This window comes from Paraburkholderia tagetis (genome assembly GCF_022213065.1).
In the GTDB taxonomy this organism is placed as follows: Bacteria; Pseudomonadota; Gammaproteobacteria; order Burkholderiales; family Burkholderiaceae; genus Paraburkholderia; species Paraburkholderia tagetis.
Genome location: NZ_JAKLJA010000013.1, coordinates 104,294 through 120,966, shown reverse-complemented (window position 1 = coordinate 120,966; position 16,673 = coordinate 104,294). Strand labels below are relative to the sequence as shown.

20 protein-coding genes are annotated in these 16,673 nt (G+C 59.1%); 6 read left to right on the top strand and 14 right to left on the bottom strand.

Going from position 1 to position 16,673, the window contains the following annotated elements; genetic code table 11:
• Positions 1-11 precede the first annotated feature (11 nt).
• The gene (locus L5014_RS17605) at positions 12-617 is read left to right on the top strand and encodes a helix-turn-helix domain-containing protein (RefSeq protein ID WP_238465011.1); all 606 of its coding nucleotides are present in this window, start codon (positions 12-14) and stop codon (positions 615-617) included.
• A gap of 93 nt (positions 618-710) precedes the next feature.
• On the opposite strand, the gene L5014_RS17600 is transcribed toward L5014_RS17605, so the two are convergent.
• Together L5014_RS17600 and L5014_RS17595 are read right to left on the bottom strand one after the other, a co-directional pair.
• Positions 711-1,397 carry a hypothetical protein gene (locus L5014_RS17600; RefSeq protein WP_238465010.1) on the bottom strand — a complete coding sequence of 229 codons (687 nt, stop codon included), beginning with the start codon at positions 1,395-1,397 and terminating at the stop codon, positions 711-713.
• Between the two features lie 115 nt (positions 1,398-1,512).
• Positions 1,513-1,986 (bottom strand): hypothetical protein, encoded by a 474-nt coding sequence (locus L5014_RS17595; RefSeq protein WP_238465009.1) that lies wholly within the window; start codon positions 1,984-1,986, stop codon positions 1,513-1,515.
• A gap of 552 nt (positions 1,987-2,538) precedes the next feature.
• Here L5014_RS17595 and L5014_RS17590 point away from each other — a divergent pair.
• Entirely contained in the window at positions 2,539-3,999 is a 1,461-nt protein-coding gene (locus L5014_RS17590; protein WP_238465008.1) for an MFS transporter, read from the top strand.
• A 63-nt stretch (positions 4,000-4,062) separates the two neighbouring features.
• On the opposite strand, the gene L5014_RS17585 is transcribed toward L5014_RS17590, so the two are convergent.
• Both L5014_RS17585 and L5014_RS17580 read right to left on the bottom strand, forming a co-directional pair.
• Positions 4,063-4,347 (bottom strand): hypothetical protein, encoded by a 285-nt coding sequence (locus L5014_RS17585; RefSeq protein WP_238465007.1) that lies wholly within the window; start codon positions 4,345-4,347, stop codon positions 4,063-4,065.
• The gene (locus L5014_RS17580; protein ID WP_420800085.1) at positions 4,328-4,783 is read right to left on the bottom strand and encodes a DUF2778 domain-containing protein; all 456 of its coding nucleotides are present in this window, start codon (positions 4,781-4,783) and stop codon (positions 4,328-4,330) included. Before L5014_RS17580 ends, L5014_RS17585 begins: the two co-directional genes overlap by 20 nt.
• 270 nt (positions 4,784-5,053) lie before the next feature.
• On the opposite strand from L5014_RS17580, the gene L5014_RS17575 reads away from it, so the two are divergent.
• Complete coding sequence (locus L5014_RS17575; protein ID WP_238465077.1) at positions 5,054-6,949, top strand: potassium transporter Kup; 1,896 nt, start codon at positions 5,054-5,056, stop codon at positions 6,947-6,949.
• A 207-nt stretch (positions 6,950-7,156) separates the two neighbouring features.
• On the top strand, positions 7,157-7,354 hold the full coding sequence (locus L5014_RS17570) for a DUF1328 domain-containing protein (protein ID WP_238465006.1): 198 nt from the start codon (positions 7,157-7,159) through the stop codon (positions 7,352-7,354).
• A gap of 35 nt (positions 7,355-7,389) precedes the next feature.
• Here L5014_RS17570 and L5014_RS17565 read toward each other — a convergent pair whose 3' ends face one another.
• A complete protein-coding gene (locus L5014_RS17565; protein ID WP_238465005.1) occupies positions 7,390-8,253 on the bottom strand; it encodes an AraC family transcriptional regulator in 864 nt (287 codons plus the stop codon).
• A 127-nt stretch (positions 8,254-8,380) separates the two neighbouring features.
• On the opposite strand from L5014_RS17565, the gene L5014_RS17560 reads away from it, so the two are divergent.
• Complete coding sequence (locus L5014_RS17560) at positions 8,381-8,914, top strand: carboxymuconolactone decarboxylase family protein (RefSeq protein WP_238465004.1); 534 nt, start codon at positions 8,381-8,383, stop codon at positions 8,912-8,914.
• Positions 8,915-9,018: 104 nt separating this feature from the next.
• Here the strand turns inward: L5014_RS17560 and L5014_RS17555 are convergent, their stop codons facing one another.
• The 7 genes from L5014_RS17555 to gfa form a co-directional block, all read right to left on the bottom strand.
• Complete coding sequence (locus tag L5014_RS17555) at positions 9,019-9,447, bottom strand: hypothetical protein (protein ID WP_238465003.1); 429 nt, start codon at positions 9,445-9,447, stop codon at positions 9,019-9,021.
• Complete coding sequence (locus L5014_RS17550; protein ID WP_238465002.1) at positions 9,440-9,610, bottom strand: hypothetical protein; 171 nt, start codon at positions 9,608-9,610, stop codon at positions 9,440-9,442. The genes L5014_RS17555 and L5014_RS17550 overlap by 8 nt, the downstream gene beginning before the upstream one ends.
• A complete protein-coding gene (locus L5014_RS17545; RefSeq protein WP_238465001.1) occupies positions 9,607-10,026 on the bottom strand; it encodes a hypothetical protein in 420 nt (139 codons plus the stop codon). The genes L5014_RS17550 and L5014_RS17545 overlap by 4 nt, the downstream gene beginning before the upstream one ends.
• The gene (locus tag L5014_RS17540; protein WP_238465000.1) at positions 10,013-10,585 is read right to left on the bottom strand and encodes a lysozyme; all 573 of its coding nucleotides are present in this window, start codon (positions 10,583-10,585) and stop codon (positions 10,013-10,015) included. The genes L5014_RS17545 and L5014_RS17540 overlap by 14 nt, the downstream gene beginning before the upstream one ends.
• A 38-nt stretch (positions 10,586-10,623) precedes the next feature.
• Complete coding sequence (locus tag L5014_RS17535) at positions 10,624-11,196, bottom strand: PAAR domain-containing protein (RefSeq protein WP_238464999.1); 573 nt, start codon at positions 11,194-11,196, stop codon at positions 10,624-10,626.
• Complete coding sequence (locus L5014_RS17530; RefSeq protein ID WP_238464998.1) at positions 11,197-11,763, bottom strand: PAAR domain-containing protein; 567 nt, start codon at positions 11,761-11,763, stop codon at positions 11,197-11,199.
• Between the two features lie 419 nt (positions 11,764-12,182).
• Entirely contained in the window at positions 12,183-12,758 is a 576-nt protein-coding gene (gene gfa / locus L5014_RS17525) for an S-(hydroxymethyl)glutathione synthase (protein WP_238464997.1), read from the bottom strand.
• A gap of 324 nt (positions 12,759-13,082) precedes the next feature.
• On the opposite strand from gfa, the gene L5014_RS17520 reads away from it, so the two are divergent.
• Entirely contained in the window at positions 13,083-13,856 is a 774-nt protein-coding gene (locus tag L5014_RS17520) for an ABC transporter substrate-binding protein (protein WP_238465076.1), read from the top strand.
• A gap of 112 nt (positions 13,857-13,968) precedes the next feature.
• Here the strand turns inward: L5014_RS17520 and L5014_RS17515 are convergent, their stop codons facing one another.
• Together L5014_RS17515 and L5014_RS17510 are read right to left on the bottom strand one after the other, a co-directional pair.
• Positions 13,969-15,408, bottom strand: a complete 1,440-nt coding sequence (locus tag L5014_RS17515) for an MFS transporter (RefSeq protein ID WP_238464996.1) — start codon at positions 15,406-15,408, stop codon at positions 13,969-13,971.
• A gap of 111 nt (positions 15,409-15,519) precedes the next feature.
• Positions 15,520-16,671: a CaiB/BaiF CoA transferase family protein gene (locus L5014_RS17510; RefSeq protein WP_238464995.1), complete on the bottom strand. Its 1,152-nt coding sequence runs from the start codon at positions 16,669-16,671 to the stop codon at positions 15,520-15,522.
• Positions 16,672-16,673: the final 2 nt, after the last annotated feature.

The window sequence follows — 16,673 nt, the reverse complement described above, 5'->3', positions numbered from 1 at the left end:
TGGAGAGTCTATTGCCGCAGACCTACTTCTACATCAACGGCCCGAGCGATCGCCGTTTTCCCGAGCAGGAACTGATTCGTCTCGACAAGGCCGGCTATACCGTCGTGCTCGGTCGCGTAGCGGTCGACAACGTGCAGCCGTTCGTCGGCACGGAGGAGCGTGTGGCATTGAACGGTCTCCTGCGACGCGTTGCGCCCGGCGACGAGATCGTCGTGCTCGATCTGCCGTGCCTCGGCAGCAGCGCCCGCGATGTGCTTTCGACCTTGCTGAAATGCCGCAAGGAACGGATTGCGGTGCGTTGCGTCGAGTTCGGCAACGTGGATCTCGCGGGCCGTCCCGAACCTCAGGCGGTCAAGATGCTCAGGGCGCTCGTGCGCCTCGAAACAACCACGCGAAGCGAGCGCAGCAGCACGAGCCTGAAGCTCGCGCGGCAGAGCGGCCGGCCCACGGGGCGGCCCGGTTCGCTTTCGGAGCAGGACCGGGATGAGGTCATCGGCCTGCTCGGCGAGGGCGTTTCGGTGAGCGAGATCGCGCGTCGTTTTGAAACTTCGCGTCAAACCATCATGCGCATACGCGCTCATCGCGCGCCGCCGCGGCAGCGACCGTCCAGTAGATAGCCAGAGTAGATAGCCAGGCATCCGATGTATTTTTCGTAGCCATGTCGCCGGCGCTTGTTTCTCGCCGCTCACGGCGCTTTCAGTGCCGGTCTTTCAGTGTCGGTAGATGTCCGATATTTCGTCGGCGGAGCGGTGCCGGGTCACGGCGGTGTAGCGCAGGCGGTTGGCCTTTGCCTTATGCCGATGCGCGCGCGGGGCGGGCCGCTTCGTTTCCGGCGGCATGATGGAGACCTCGCGCATGTTGCGCGTATTGCCTTTTATCGATGGCGGCGCCGGCGGCGCGTTCGTCGGAACCCATCCGCCCTTGATCATCGCCTGGGCGAGCAGCGCTTTCGTCTCCTGCGTATTGCCGCGTTGCGCGATGACGCCGCTGGTGGCTTCGATCACGCAATCCCATTGGGCGGCAGCCGCGCATTCGTGCGCCCGCGCGAGCAGGGTATCGGGGTCGTCGGCGGGCGGCGCGGGTGTGGGTGCGGGTGTGGGTGCGGGTGTGGGTGTGAGGGCGGATGTGAGGACAGGCGCCGGCGTGGGCTCGGACGCACTCGCGAGCGGACTCGCAAGCACGGTGCTGCCGGGCTCGGCGCGCTTGCTATCCGGATGACGTACGACGCCATACTTCAGGCCGATCGCAACCATCAGCAGAAAGAACGCGAGGCTCATGGCGAGGCTGATCCATGCCCCCCCGGTCAGACGGGCGGGATCGGGGTTTCTTTCGGAGGCGTCGCGCCGGGGTTCCAATACCTCGTCCGGCTCTCGCTCCGGAGGGGGCGGCATCGTCATGGAACGAGTCTCCTCTTGCGTTAAACCTCGGGCCGCGAGGGCTTGGTAGCCTGCTCGCGTGCGCCACGCCATTGAGCACGTCCAATGCCTGATACTTCATACGAGTCTGCACGCCCTACCACTTGATCTGGGCGTTCATGGTGCCGGTCTGCACGACCTCGAACTTCATTTCGCCGCGCCAGGTGCCTTCGATCCGGTAGTCGGCTTCGGGTACGGAGAAGAGGCACTGAGGACCTTGTGCAACGAAGTCCATCAGCACGCGCCCGTGCCGTTTCACCTTGACGGCAACATTCGAGAGCGGCGCGCCGTTCGATGCGGAGACGAACGAAACGCCCATGTTGAACGGGTGCCCTTGAGCAGGGGACTTTTCGTGCCCATCGATTCCGGGTTTGCCGCAGACGTAATAGAGCATCGTTTGCCCCGCCGCCGGATTCGCGGCGGGTGCACTGGATGCGAGCGGGGAGCCCGGCTGCGCGCCGGACGTTTCGGAAGGCCGTGCCGCCTGTGCCGAATCGGGCTGCACCGGGGTACAGGCAACAAGGAGGATTCCGGAAAGTACCAACAGATGTTGCTTCTTGAAGACCACCATGATGGACCTCCTTGGAGGGTGCAAAAAGCATGGAAATCGACGGAGCGAAACACCGCTCCTGCGGGAAGCGCCGGCGTGCAGCGAGCTTTTTCCCAGCGAAAAGGGACGAGCGGGATTCATGACGGCCAGCGCGTCCGGCGCCGTGTGCACGGCGGCTTCGCAATGAAGCAAAAAAAGAACCCGCCTATCAGGGCGATATGGCGGGCGCAAGACATTGGGCACAGGCTGCTGTGCCCAAAGGGCCGATTGCCATACGAGATATGGCAACCGCAAGCAAGGTAGCAAATGCGCGGACAGCCGTCGATGTCCGGAAGTCGTAGCTAGCGGACGTGCGCCATTGGCGTGACTTTCGGCCGACCCCTCGGGCTGACCCTTGGCCTGACTTGCGGCCTGATATCGGTCTGAAGCGCCATGATTCGCGCATGCGCTCATGACGCCTGCGTTCTGTCACGATGCCGCTCGCCTTCTATGGCAAGGGATTTTGTTCAAGTCTACTGAGGAGAACGGCTGCACGACGTCCCGTGGCGCAGCCGTTCTTCATCAAAGGACGCCATGCGAACCGTTTCCGCTTCTCCGTCGCCCCAATCGCGCGCGACTGCCGCCGCACGGCTCGAACGCCTGCCGTTTTCCGGCTATCACAAGCTGATCTTTCTTATCATCGCGCTTGCCTTCTTCTTCGATTCGGTCGATCTCGGCACAATGACCTTCGTGCTTGGCTCGATCAAGAAAGAGTTTGGCTTGTCGAGTGCGCAGGCCGGGCTCGTTGCAAGCTCGAGCTTTTTCGGCATGACGCTTGGCGCCGCAGTGGCGGGACTGCTCGCCGATCGCTTCGGCCGCCGCCCCGTGTTCCAGTGGAGCATGGTGCTGTGGGGCATCGCGTCGTATTTGTGCTCGACGGCGCACGACGTGAATACGCTGATCGTGTACCGGATCCTGCTCGGCTTCGGTATGGGGATGGAGTTTCCGATCGCCCAGGCGCTGCTTTCCGAGTTCGTGCCCTCGGCGCAGCGCGGCCGCATGGTCGCGCTGATGGACGGCTTCTGGCCGCTCGGCTTCATTACCGCCGGCATCGTCGCGTACTTCGTGCTGCCGTCGCTCGGCTGGCGCAGCGTGTTTGCGCTGCTCGCGATTCCTGCGGTGTTCGTGCTGGTCGTGCGCCGGATTGTGCCGGAATCGCCACGCTGGCTCGAGCATCGCGGGCGCTTTGACGACGCGGATCGCGTGGTCTCGGACGTGGAGTCGCGCGTGATGCGCTCCACGGGATTGTCGAGCCTGCCCGCGCCAGCGCAGTTCGCACAGCCTGCGCAACCCACGTCTTCGCATGGTCGTGGCGGCGCGCTGCGCGAAATCTGGAGCCCGGCCTACCGGCGCCGCACGACGATGGTCTGGCTCCTCTGGTTCTTCGCGCTGCTCGGCTTTTATGGGCTCACCTCGTGGCTCGGCGCGCTATTGCAGCAGGCCGGCTTCGCGGTCACGCAGTCGGTGTTCTATACGGTGTTGATCTCGCTGGGCGGGATACCGGGATTCCTGTGCGCGGCGTGGCTCGTCGAGCGCTGGGGCCGCAAGCCCACCTGCATTGCATCGCTCGTGGGCGGTGGCGCGATGGCGTTCGTCTACGGGCAAACGGCATTGCATGGGACGAGCATCGCATTGCTGATCGGCACGGGACTCGTGATGCAGTTCTTCCTGTTCGCGATGTGGGCCGCGCTTTATACCTATACGCCCGAGCTTTACGGCACCGGCGCGCGCGCGACAGGCTCGGGCTTTGCCTCGGCGATCGGGCGGATCGGCTCGCTGATCGGCCCCTATGTGGTGGGCGTCGTGCTGCCGCTGTTTGGTCAGGGCGGGGTATTCACGCTTGGCGCACTGTCGTTCGCGGTCGCGGCGCTTGCTGTTTGGGTGCTTGGCATCGAGACGAAGGACGCGTCGCTCGAAGCGCTCGAGTCGTCCGAAGCGGGATTGGGCGGCACGCCGGCTGCCGGCGACAAGGCATGGGAAAAGCAGGTGGATTAGCGCGGGGGAATGGAAGCGGCTAATGAGTGGGTGCGCTTTCAACCCGGGCGAGTCTCAAACACGCTACCGGCGCCCTGCTGCGGTACTCACGCGCTTCGCCCAACAGTAACGGCAGAGTTTGATGAGTGCCGCATAGACTATGGTCGCAACAATGATGTCGATAATCACCATTGCGAAGATATAGAAAAGCTCGTAATCGGCAACACCGAAGGTGTCGGAAATGAGAATCAAATAGTGTTGCTGTTGCAATGTCATGGGGAGCGGGTAGGTATGAACATATCTACCCGCCAGAAAAAATAATCCGCAAAACAGAACCACCTTCGAAATCCTACGGGCAAGTTTTTCCATTCGCAACTACCTCTATCCAGCCATATGCGTGCAAGCCTGAATTCCCAGCCGCGATTGTCGGTGTTTGCAATAACGCATGTCTAAGTCTACGAAAATCTGCGAGACTTTGTAGCGTGATGCAACCGAACGAATTTCCGCCTCCTCCGCTCGGATGCAGTCTAAAATTCCCCCGCTTTATACCATTTATCCAAGTCCAGTCATCAATCAGGCCATCATCTCGATAGAGGGCGAGCCATTCTGCGTGGTTGGTCGGTGCGCCCATGACGGCATTCCAGGTATCTTTAATCCATGCCTCTGTCTGAGAACCGAATCCACCACGAGGCCGGTCAACTATCCAGTATTTCCCACCTGGTAATGGTCCCTTATTCGCAATCATCGTACATCCGCCACGGTTTCGATAAACATCGTCGCCAGAAAATGCGGGGATAAATAACAATTCCAGTAGCTAATTTGATCTTGGATAAGTGCACGCGAATCGTCAGTTGCTCCGTGCAAAGCCCAGAACTCCAACGAAGGCGGTGGAGCAAAGAAGCGTTCGTTTAAAAAATGTAACTTCCCGAAAATAGCGGGAAAAGCCTATAAAACTAAAATAATTCTTAGCGTCTGAGTTCGTCGCCGGGCTTGCACGGGCAACGTACCCCAGGCTCATGGGAGACAGGAGGCAGACATGGGACACTCCACATCCGCCACGCACTCGGCCGACTCCATGCATGACGGCGACTCGCACGAATCGCATCCACAGGCCATCGGCGGCCTCGCACTGGCCGCGCTCGGTATCGTCTACGGCGACATCGGCACAAGCCCGCTCTACACGCTCTCCACCGTGTTCGATCCTGCCAATGGGCTCGCGCTCAATGCTTTCAATATTGTCAGTATCGTCTCGCTGATCTTCTGGTCGCTGATGATCGTCGTCTCGCTCAAGTACGTCGTGCTGATCCTGCGCGCGAACAACCACGGCGAGGGCGGGATCATGGCGCTGCTCGCGCTGGCCGCTTCGTCGGTCTCGCACAAACCCCGGCTGCGCCATGCACTGCTCATCGTGGGCGTGATGGGCGCGGCACTCTTCTTCGGCGACAGCGTGATCACGCCGGCCATCTCCGTGCTGAGCGCCGTGGAGGGACTCGAAGTGGCCGCGCCGGAACTCAAGACCTTTGTGATTCCGGTGACGCTCGCCGCGCTGATCGTGCTCTTCGTTGCGCAAAAGCACGGCACGGGTGGCATTGGCATCGTGTTCGGGCCGGTGATGGTGCTCTGGTTCGTGGTGATCGGCGCGGCGGGAATCGCCAATATCGCCGCTGCGCCCGTCGTGCTGGTGGCGCTCAATCCGTTGCGCGGGCTGATCTTCTGCCTGCATCACCACTGGCTTGCGTTCGTCGCGCTCGGCGCGGTCGTGCTCTCGCTCACGGGCGCGGAGGCGCTCTACGCCGATATGGGCCATTTCGGCAAGCGGCCAATCCGGCTCACCTGGTTTGGCGTCGTGTTTCCGGCGCTCGCGCTCAACTACCTCGGGCAGGGCGCGTTGTTGTTGGCCAATCCAGGCGCCATGCAGAATCCGTTCTACCGGCTCTTCCCGCAATGGGCGATCTTTCCGATGATCGTGCTCGCCACGCTCGCGACGGTCATCGCTTCGCAGGCCGTGATTTCCGGCACGTACTCGATGGCGATGCAGGCCATGCATCTATCGTTTCTGCCGCGCATGAACATCGTGCACACGTCCGAGTGCGAGATCGGGCAGATCTACGTGCCCGGCATCAACTGGATCCTGCTGGCCGCCGTGGTTGCCGCCGTGGTCGGATTCGGCTCGTCCACGGCGCTCGGTTCCGCATATGGCATTGCGGTCACGGGCACGATGCTCATTACCACGTGCCTCACGTTCTTCGTCGTGCGCTACGCATGGCATTACAACTGGACGCTCTGTCTGCTCGCGACCGCGTTCTTTCTCGTGATCGACACGCTGTTTTTCTCGGCCAATCTGCTGAAGATCGTGCAGGGCGGCTGGTTCCCGCTGGCGCTTGGCGCGGTCATGTTCACGATCATGGCGACGTGGGGCCGTGGCTGGCAAATGATGATGGCCGAAGCGCGCGTGCGCGCGGGCAAGAAGCCCCTCAAGCCTTACCTCGGCTCGCTGCTTGCCAGCTCGCCTACGCGTGTGGGCGGAACCGCAATATTCCTCACGCCCGATCCCAATTCCGTGCCGCATGCGCTCATCAACAACCTGCGCCATAACCACGTGCTGCACGAGCGCGTGGTCTTTCTCACGGTCGCGACGCGGAGCGTGCCACGGGTGCCCGAAAGCGAACGCGTGAAGGTAGCGCAACTGAATTCGGGCTGTTATCAGGTGACCGTGGATTACGGCTTCAAGGACGACGTGAATCTGCCGCAAGCGCTAGCGGCCACGAAGACGGCGGGGCTCGCGCTCGATTCGCAGGAGACCTCGTGGTTCCTGAGCCGCGCGCTCGTGGTGGCGACGTCGGGCCGCGGCATGGCGTTCTGGCGCGGACGGCTCTTTGCGGTGATGCTGCACAACGTCGGCAATATTGCGGCGTACTTTAAATTGCCAGCCAATCGGGTAATCGAATTAGGCGCGCGCGTGGAGATCTGATCGAATTCGAAGCATTCACCGTGGACGAAATAAGCCATCGGCGAATGCTTCGAATAACACAAGCCCTGCCGCGAGAAAAAGCGCTTGACGTGGAATACAGATTTTCAACATACGCGGTGAATCATGCTATGAGCGCGAGAGTATCGGTTTACCTAATGGAGCGGATCGATATTTCGCCTTGGACTTTATCGGCTGTTTAATGGATGATTGAATCCGTCGATTAGTGCAGATGTTTTAGATAGCGAAGTGATATATCCCGTTGTATTTTTCTTGATCGCGGCCGCCTCGGCCGATTTGGCCTTTGGCCGCTTTGCCAGACAGACCGCGCATTTTGCCGAGCCGGTTTTCGTCATCTTCCTGATTCTCTTCGCGCTGGCGCTGGATTTCCGCAGAAGGCGGCGCTAGATGCGTCTTGCCATCTGGATGGCTGTTTCCCCGTTTCAGGAAGGGGGCTTTGCCAACCAGTCGCGGGGAGACATTCCCACCTTGGCCGAGAATGCGCGTGATAGCGCCGAAGGATTGGCATATCCGAGTTCCGCAGCCAGCATCTTGATTGGGCGACCTTCGCGCAGCCGGCTTTGCGCGAGCGCGATGCGCCAGCCGGTCAGATAGTCAGCAGGCGTTTGGCCAACCACTTCGCGGAAAGTGTTGGCGAACGCCGTTCGGGACATGCAGGCGCGTTCGGCCATGCGCTCCAGCGTCCAGGGCTCGCCGGGGCAGTCGTGCATGGCCACCAGGGCACGCGCGAGGCGCGGGTCCGACAGCCCGGTGATGAGGCCCGGACGCACGCCCGCTTCCTGCGGATGGTCCAGCAGCCAGCGCAGCAGCTGGAGCACCACCACCTCAAATAGCCGATCGGCTAACAGCCGCTGACCGCAGCGCACACGGTCGGTTTCGGCGAACAACAGCTCCAGCGCAAGATCCAGCCCGGACACCCTCGCCAACGGCAGGGCGATCAAAGGCGGCAGTGCCCGGGCCAAGGGATTTTCCGGGCCGCCATCGAAGATCAGCCGCGCACAGGTGAAATCGGAACCCTCCACGGGAGGGTTGTGAAAGCGGTGCGTGAACGGGCGCGGGTAAAGCAACAGCGCAGGCTCATCGAAGCGAATTCGCCTCGGCACGCCATGCGCGGCGGGATGGCTCACCTCCAGCCTGCCCCGGCGCAGGACGTGCAAGTAGCCGTATCCCTCGCGGGCGTCGAAGTGGCTGAGCCCGCACAGCGCGCCAGAGTGATGCAACTGAGCCTGGACCCGGAAGCGTTCGAGGAGGCCCGACAGGCGGTCGATGGGTGCAGCCGTTTGCATATGAACGAATAGGTATGTTTGGTGGACTTAATGAGTCCAATCATACGCCCTGCACACGCATACTGCTCGCAGACGGTTGTATTCCTTCACTTCAACCGACAACCCGGCAACCCTCGAGGAGATCGACATGCCCCGCGTCAACATCGAAACTCAATTCGCCCCTTCCGCCAGCCAGCCCTTGCTTGCGCAAATCCAGCAAGCCTTCAGCGCAACGCCCAACATGTTCAAGGCGGTGGCGAACTCGCCGGCCGCCTTGCAGAGCATGTGGGCGGCCTTCGGCGCCCTGGGCAACGGCACCCTTGGCGCGAGACTCGGCGAACAGATCGCAGTGGCGATCGCCAACCGCAACCGCTGCGAATATTGCCTCGCGGCCCACACCGCGCTCGGCCGCAACGCAGGCGCCACTTCTGCCGAGATGGCGGCCGCTCAGGTGGGCGAATCCGCCGACGCCAGGACCGCCGCAGCCTTGGCCTTCGCGTTGAAAGTGGTCGATCAGCGGGCACAGATCAGTGATGCCGATGTTATTAATCTTCGGCAAGCAGGCTTCGGTGACGAGCAGATCGTCGAGATCATGGCTCATGTTGCCTTGAATCTCTTCACCAACTATATCAACGTCGCTCTGGACGTTCCGGTGGATTTTCCCAAGGTCGCTTTGAAGTGAAGCGGGGCGGGCCGGCTGTTGTGTATGCCCGGCGCGCATTAAAGGCCCCGCCGAAGCGGGGCAATGCGGCAAAGCACAGGGATGGTCAATCAATTGAAGTTTGGCTAGTCATCGACAATTGAAGAAAGATCATGCAGGAATTCATTCTGTTGCTTTCTCAAACCGTAGCGGCAACGTGCGGCCATAACATCATAAACCTCAATATGATTACGGTCTGCCCGCTCCTTCTTCGACGGATATGCGAGATTTATAGCAAGATCACAACTTTCCGAGGAATTTTTTTGGATTTTCATATATTTCAATATCCCCAATTTCGTCTCGCGATTTACGTGTGAACTATTTTTAATAGAATCGGCAACCTTGGTGCTATCGGGAATCAGCATTTTTGTATGCCGCTCGTAGCACTCGAAGTCGCCAAAACCCCCGCCGCCAAGATGCCGTAAGCAGTTTGAATCATCTATAGCCTGTGCAAATGTCGGCTGTGCGAGCAACGCTGATGAAACGATAGCTAACAGCGTCAATAGCCTATTCAATTGCAATCCCCTTTCCGTGTTGGGCGGTGTTCACTTTTTCTACCAACGCAGCAATCCCGCCGCGCGCGCCAGCATTAAAGGCGATACTGGCCAGAGCGTACGAATTGATCCGAACCGCCGAAGCGGGGCCGTCAATTCCCTTGCGTATGGTGTCGGGAATCAATTGTCGTTATGCAGCTTTAGCAGGTTATGCAATCGGGTATTTTGTGTTTTGCGCGTTTTGTAGATGCACCCCGCATATATTCCGTCCCACATGTTATAGCTATCTGTTGATGGAGACGGCTCCCAATTCGTACCCGCTTCCTTGTCAAGCAAGCAAAATTTCTCTGCTGCCGTCTGTGTCGTCATATACTCATCAAGCAATTGGCGAAACTTGCTACCGACGGGCATTGAGTTTCGAAGTTTCTCATAGACACGCTCCGAATCTTGCTCGACTTCTTTGGTCAATCCGTCATAGCAATCCACATCATAACTTGTGCCCCCTAGATGCTTTAAGCATTCTGGATTTGCTTTTGAAATCGCAGGAATATTAAAAATAGAAAGAAAAATAGCTAATGAAATGGCGCTAATGAGTCGCATCGTAAACCCCGCTTGCAAACATTTTCGCCTCAGTATAGCGACGGTATTTTAGGCCTCCGCCGGTTTGGAAATTTTTTATAAAGTCAAACATCTTATAGTATTCCCCGGTATTGACTTTCTTCACCAGATCGTCAATGTGACTATACGCGCCATTATTATATGCAAGGCTAACAAGCGCATCAAATTCGTATTGATGTAACGGGACCATAATTCTCCTGTTAATTCCATCAACCGCATCTTTGATATCATGGTTAGCCAATTCAATTGCACGCTGTCTAGTGATGGTTTGACCGACTTTTATGTGATCCCCGGGCTGAATCAAATGCCCCTTGCCGACCGTTGGATGCCCTTTGCTGTCCAGATATGCGGTAAGTATGAGTCCGTCTATTACCATATACCCCTGGAAGTTTATCCCGTTTAATGTGCCAGATTCCCAAACGCCAAGAAAGGAGATTAATTTGTCGGACGGCTTCCACGGCTTACAATATCGCGTGGTATAAACGTTGACGTTCGAGTTTGGGTTCGTATTAGTTATGCATTCGTAAAGAGCGTCAGGCATATGTTCTCCGTAATTTGAATTGCGATGAAGGTGAAAATTTATGCAGATTCGCAGTGTCCAAGGTAAAGACGGATGTACTGCGCTCCGTCCGTTGCGTGCCGCGCCGTGCGGCCCGCGCCGTCCGTTATCCCGTGAATCAGTTTGCTGTCCGCCAGGCACACGGTGTAATACGTCTCCGCGAGCACCCGGCCTTCGCTGTCCCTGAGCGTAAATTGTTCGTCATAGGCAGCGTGCGGCACGGATGCCGAACTGATTGGCGCTCGGACTGCTGATACATCGCCGCTGTAATCTTCATAAGTGCAGCTACGCGCGTACACCGCAACAACGCGCGGGTGTCGCTCGCATTTGCAGAGCACGATATCGCCGCTTACGGCTTCAAACGCTTTCAACCGATCGTCCCAGCCTCGCAGGCTTTCTTTGATTCCCGCACCGGCGAGGATGGGTCCGAAGGTCTTGCAAAGGCCGCACCATGCCTCTTGGCCGAGATGCGTTTGTCTGCGTAGTCGCCCATGCTGATCCTCAATGGTCGAATGATCCGCACCGCCGATAACGCGGCTATCGCTGCCGTTATCGAGCGGATCACCTTCAACAATCGCGTAGTAGACAGTCAATTACTTCTCCCTGTGCCCGAGATAAAGCGCTAGTTGCTGCGTACCATCTGTTTCGTATCGTGCAGTCCTGCCCGATGAATCAGTAACACCGTGGAGAAAATCGCCAGACGGCATGCGCACCGTGTACCACGTATTTGCAAGCGCGTTACCTGTGGCGTCAGTTACCGTGAACCTTTGGTCATAGGCGTGGCTTCGCCCGGGCGCTTCAGCAGCCGGTATGGCCTTGTCTTCGCCCCGGTCATGGATCTTCCATGTGCGCCCATACACTGCAATGATGCGGGGCGGCTCCGCGCACTTGCACAGGACAATATCGTCGCCCACTGCCTGACGCCGCCCGCCGTTGGCAAGATCATTCAGGCGTCTGCGTTCGTTTAACCCCGCGCCGTAAGCAATAAGGCCAACGCTATCGCATCTGGAGCAATATGCCTTGTCTCCGATAAAGGCCAGGCGCCGGCGCTTGCCGTCTTCGCCCTGGATCGTTCCGCATTGCTTGCTTGCATACACGTGACTTCCTGGGCCACTTGTCAATGGATCATCTTCGACTGCTGCGTAATAGATGCCAACCATACCGACCTCCCTTGAACACGAAATAGATTCACGCTCGCTCGATCAAAATCGACAAAATGTCGGTGACTACGACCGGCTAGCTAAACGGGCTTGTCTAGCCTGTTTAGGCGATATTCGTGCGGTATCGCGGAGTGCGATATCGGATTCGTCTTAAAAAAGGGAGCAAGCGCGTGCATGCGATTCATTACGCATGACGCAGGAACATTGGTTTGATACTCGACAGTTTGTCTAATGGCGAATTATTCAAACGGCTGCTGCCGCAAGACGCTTCGCCATGCATTTATCGCTACGATGCCGAACGGCCTTGGAGGCGTGTTCAAGCGCGAACGCCCAGGCCATAAGCGCGTAACGAAAAAGGGCCGCTCGTAATGAGCGGCCTTCCTGTTCGCGACCTCTACGGGCCTACGTTGTGCAGCGAATCAAGCCTCGCGATAAGTGCCCTTGGCCTTGGCCGCGTGCGTGGCCAGCACGTCCATCAGCGCCGGGCTGAGGCAATCGTAGGGCTCGATCCCCTTGTCGCGCAGGGTCTGCCGCACTTGCGCCATCTGCGAGGGCGGCGTGCCGCTCTCGATGATCGACGAAACGAAAGCCGCGAAACCAGGACCGTCCCAACCGGCGTCGCGGGACAGTTCGGTGTGGATGAAATCGAGTCCGTGAAACGGGTGGTCCTTGTTCTCGATGCGGCCGAACAGATGCGTGCCGCAAGCGGTGCAGGCATGGCGCTGGATGGGCGCCTTTTCGTCGACGACCTTCAGTTTTTCGCCGTGCGCGACGACAGTCACTTTCTCGCGCGGAACGACACCCACTACCGAGAACAGTGCGCCCGCCGGCTTCCAGCATTTCGTGCAGCCGCACGCGTGATTGAACAACACCTGTGAAGCGACCTGCACTTCAACTGGGTCATGACTGCACTGACAACGCAGCGTGCCGCCCGCGAAATTCTCGATGCCCTTTTTGATGCCTTGATCGACGCTCGGATGAAGTGCAATGGTCATGGTGTGTCTCCGTGATGGCGTGTTAGCAGTGAACAACCGTTGGAATCGACGTGCCGTTTTTCGGCTGACGAAAGCGGCAGCGCCAGATACTGGGGATGAGTATAGGTTAATACTGCTAGGGAGTATACGGTGAAATGTGTGCCGCAGCACTTCAGGCGGCGCATCGAGCAGCGCATCAAACAGTGTAGAACGTTTAGAAAAACTTAAGCATCGTGCATCGATAAACCCCTGTTCTTCGGCTTTTTGAGTTCATATGCTTGGGCCATCGTCGTTGTCGCCACCCCCACAGGCGACTTTTCCCAAACAGGACTTTCCATGATTGCCATGAACAAGATGCTGGTGTGCCTCGCGCTGTCCGTTGCGGCGTTCTCCGCTCACGCCAAAGCGTTAAACGAGTTGCGATTTGGTGTGGACCCGACCTATGCGCCGTTCGAGTCGAAAGCACCGGACGGCAAGCTCGTGGGATTCGAAATCGACCTCGGCAATGAAATCTGCCGACGTCTCCAGACGAAATGCGTATGGGTGGAAACCGCGTTCGACGGCATCATTCCGGCGCTACAGGGCCGCAAGTTCGACGCGATCATGTCGGCGATGTCGGTCACGCCCAAGCGCGAAGCGCAAGTTGCGTTCTCGACCATGCTATTCCGGACGCCGAGTGGCCTGATCGGGCCGCGAGGCTCCCGGCTGGAGCCGACGATCGCGACGCTGAAGGGAAAGAATATCGGTGTTGCACAAGGGTCCACTCAGGAGGCTTATGCGAAGGCTTATTGGGCGCCGGCCGGGGTTAATGTGGTCTCGTATGCGAATCAGGAACTGGTTTATACCGACCTGCGTGCGGGGCGGCTCGATGCGACTCTGACCGATATGATTTCCGGTAGCGATGGGTTTTTGAAAACACCGCAAGGGCATGATTACGGGTTTCTTGGCGCGCCGGTTAATGATGCGAAGACGTTGGGCGCGGGCGCCGCGATTGGATTCCGGAAGAGCGATACGGCGCTGCGCGCGATGATCGACCAGGCGATTGGCGACATGATCAAGGACGGGACTTATCAAAAGATCGAGCGGCGTTATTTCGAGTTCGATGTTTTGGGTGGTTGAGGGACGAACGTCGATATCAACTCCGTTAGTCGCTCGAAGCTGACGATGTAGCCGGCAACGGCACTCGCTGCAACCGGCTTCTATCCGTTGTCGCGGCCTGTCACGACGAGTGTCAATGGTTCAATTCCTCGAGACGCACGCCATTGGTTTTCGGTCCGAACATGCCGATCGAAACGGCTACTGCGAGCATGCATGCCGTGATGCCCGCAAACACCCCGGACACCCCGAAGTCTCTGAGCAGAAAAGCGATCAAAAAGCCCGACATCATGGCGCCAATTCGACTGGCCGAATACACAATGCCATTGGCCCGGCATCGCACGGCCGTGGGAAACAGTTCTGCCTGGTAAGCATGAAAGCACACGGAGATGGTCTGGCCGGCAAAGCTGATTAATACGCCAAGGACGATAAGCGGGACCACTGCTTTAACGTGCCCGAACAGTAGTCCGCATGCGATCACAATCAGGGCGCCCGCGACGATCAGGTACTTGCGTTGAATCCGGTCGGCAAAGGCCATTGCCAGCATCGGTCCAATGGGCATGGCGAACGCGATGATGAATGAGTAGAGCAGGCTCTTCGTGACCGTTATACCCTGACCGATGAGAAGCGTCGGCACCCAGTTCGCGAAGCCGTAGTAGCCAATCGCCTGGCAGAAGTTGAAGACGATCAGCATCATCAGGCGCGAGCGATACGGCGGCTGCCACAACTCCGCAAGCGAGGCGCGCCGATGCACAGGCTGTTCGATTACGGGCAGGGGCGAGGGCAGCGGTCGGCCGGACTGGCGCTCCACAATGGTCTCGATCGAACGCACGATGCTCTCGCTCGTCTCGATCTTGTCATTCATGGCCAGCCACCGCGGGCTCTCGGGCACCGCGCGCCGGATGAACCAGACGAGCACTGCGCCCGCCGATCCCGCCAGCACGACGATCCGCCATCCGTCGATACCCAGCACGGTTGTCGGGACCAGCCAGTACGAGAGGATCGCAGCGACGGGAGCCGCGGCAAACATGACGCACTGGTTGAAAGCCATCGCGCGTCCACGCATTTGCTGAGGGACGAGTTCGGTCACGTAGCTGTCGATGGTGATGATTTCGACTCCGACACCGATCCCGGTAATGAAGCGCCACAGGATCACGCCTTCGGCCGTCGTCTGAAACGCCATGATTGCCGAGCAGACGGAGTACCACAGCAGCGAGATCGTGAATACGGTACGGCGACCGTAGCGATCGGGCATCCAGCCCAATGCGAAAGTTCCGACGAAGAGACCGGCAAACGTGGCAGCGATAAACCCGGCGATCCCTGTGAAGCCAAAAAATGCATGAGTGGTCGTCTGGAGGAGCCCGCTCTTCACCATGCCTGGCGCAATGTATCCGGTGAAGATGAGGTCGTAGACCTCGAAAAAGCCGCCAAGCGAGATCAGTAAAACCAGCATCCAGAGATGCCGGGTGATCGGCAGCCGATCCATGCGCGCGGCAATCGCAGCACGGGGCGTTGCCTCGACGTCAATGACGGGCGGGACGAGCGGATGCGAATCCGCCGTGGCAGAGGGTTGCATAGGTGTCTCCTGAATACAGCGAATAGCGACGGCGTTTTTGTTTTCGGTATCCGTCTGTTGTCCTAAGGCGGATTCGCCAGGTGGCGGGGTTTTACCGCGGGCCGTAAAGCGTCATGGGAGTGCTCGCTTGCCAAGCCGTGAAAGAATCTCTTGCGTGTGTTCGCCGATACGGGCGAGCGCCTGGCGCACGCCTGGGCGGCGGCCCCCCATGGTCAGCGGAAGGAGCACGACGTCAGTTGTCGTGCCGTCCTCGGTCACCATTGGCGCGAGACCGCCGCTCGCCTTGAGATGAGGATCATCGAGCAGTTGCTCGGGCCGCGCGATAGGTGCATACGGGATGCCGGCCGCTTCCAGCTTCGGGGCGAGTTCGTCAGCGCGATGATCCTTAAGGACTGCTCCAAGAACTTCGAGCAACTCGGGCCGCACGGCCACGCGCAACGCGTTGTTGGCAAAGCGCGGCTCGGCTGCGATATCCGGGCGACCGAGCACGTCGCAAAGGGTGATGAACTGTTTGTCGCTCACCGCGCCGATGAACAACTGTTCATTCCCGGCGAGCGTGAATACGTCATAGACGCTCCACGCCGAGACGCGCGCGGGCATGGGCGGCGGTGCTTCCTTCGTCATCGCGTATTGCTGCATGTGCTGCGCGCTGAGGAACACGCAATTCTCGAAGAGGGCGCTCTGCACTTCCTGGCCGAGCCCGGTGAAGTCGCGTTCGCGCAATGCAGCGAGCACGCCGATCGCGCCGAACATGCCGCCCATGATGTCGTTGACCGAGGTTCCCGCGCGCAGCGGACGCCCCACCGGTCCCGTCATATACGAGAGGCCGCCCATCATCTGCACGACTTCATCGAGTGCCAGGCGCTTCTCATAGGGGCCGGGCAAGAACCCCTTGTGCGACACATAGATGAGGCGCGGATAGCGCTTCGCCAGCGTTTCGTAGTCGAGGCCGAGCTTCTGCATCAGGCCGGGACGGAAGTTTTCCAGCATCACGTCGCAGGTGCCGATCAGCTCGATCGCTGTGTCGATCCCTTCCTGGGTAGTGATGTCCAGCACCACGCTCTTCTTGTTGCGATTGAATGAGCGGAAAAAGCCGATGCCGAGGCCTGGAAGCGTGCGTGTCTTGTCGCCGCCGGGCGGCTCGACCTTGATGACCTCGGCGCCAAGATCGGCGAGGATCATGCCGCACGTGGGGCCCATGACCATGTGCGTGAACTCGACGACGCGCACGCCGTCAAGAGGAAGTCTTGTGTTGCTAGCCATCG

Coding starts and splice junctions, on each gene's coding strand:
- L5014_RS17585 (WP_238465007.1), bottom strand. CDS start 4,347: ATGGAAAAACTTGCCCGTAGGATTTCGAAGGTGGTTCTGTTTTGCGGA.
- L5014_RS17565 (WP_238465005.1), bottom strand. CDS start 8,253: ATGCAAACGGCTGCACCCATCGACCGCCTGTCGGGCCTCCTCGAACGC.
- L5014_RS17575 (WP_238465077.1), top strand. CDS start 5,054: ATGCATGACGGCGACTCGCACGAATCGCATCCACAGGCCATCGGCGGC.
- L5014_RS17545 (WP_238465001.1), bottom strand. CDS start 10,026: ATGCGACTCATTAGCGCCATTTCATTAGCTATTTTTCTTTCTATTTTT.
- L5014_RS17510 (WP_238464995.1), bottom strand. CDS start 16,671: ATGGCTAGCAACACAAGACTTCCTCTTGACGGCGTGCGCGTCGTCGAG.
- L5014_RS17600 (WP_238465010.1), bottom strand. CDS start 1,397: ATGACGATGCCGCCCCCTCCGGAGCGAGAGCCGGACGAGGTATTGGAA.
- gfa (WP_238464997.1), bottom strand. CDS start 12,758: ATGACCATTGCACTTCATCCGAGCGTCGATCAAGGCATCAAAAAGGGC.
- L5014_RS17530 (WP_238464998.1), bottom strand. CDS start 11,763: ATGGTTGGCATCTATTACGCAGCAGTCGAAGATGATCCATTGACAAGT.
- L5014_RS17595 (WP_238465009.1), bottom strand. CDS start 1,986: ATGGTGGTCTTCAAGAAGCAACATCTGTTGGTACTTTCCGGAATCCTC.
- L5014_RS17515 (WP_238464996.1), bottom strand. CDS start 15,408: ATGCAACCCTCTGCCACGGCGGATTCGCATCCGCTCGTCCCGCCCGTC.
- L5014_RS17520 (WP_238465076.1), top strand. CDS start 13,083: ATGAACAAGATGCTGGTGTGCCTCGCGCTGTCCGTTGCGGCGTTCTCC.
- L5014_RS17540 (WP_238465000.1), bottom strand. CDS start 10,585: ATGCCTGACGCTCTTTACGAATGCATAACTAATACGAACCCAAACTCG.
- L5014_RS17560 (WP_238465004.1), top strand. CDS start 8,381: ATGCCCCGCGTCAACATCGAAACTCAATTCGCCCCTTCCGCCAGCCAG.
- L5014_RS17590 (WP_238465008.1), top strand. CDS start 2,539: ATGCGAACCGTTTCCGCTTCTCCGTCGCCCCAATCGCGCGCGACTGCC.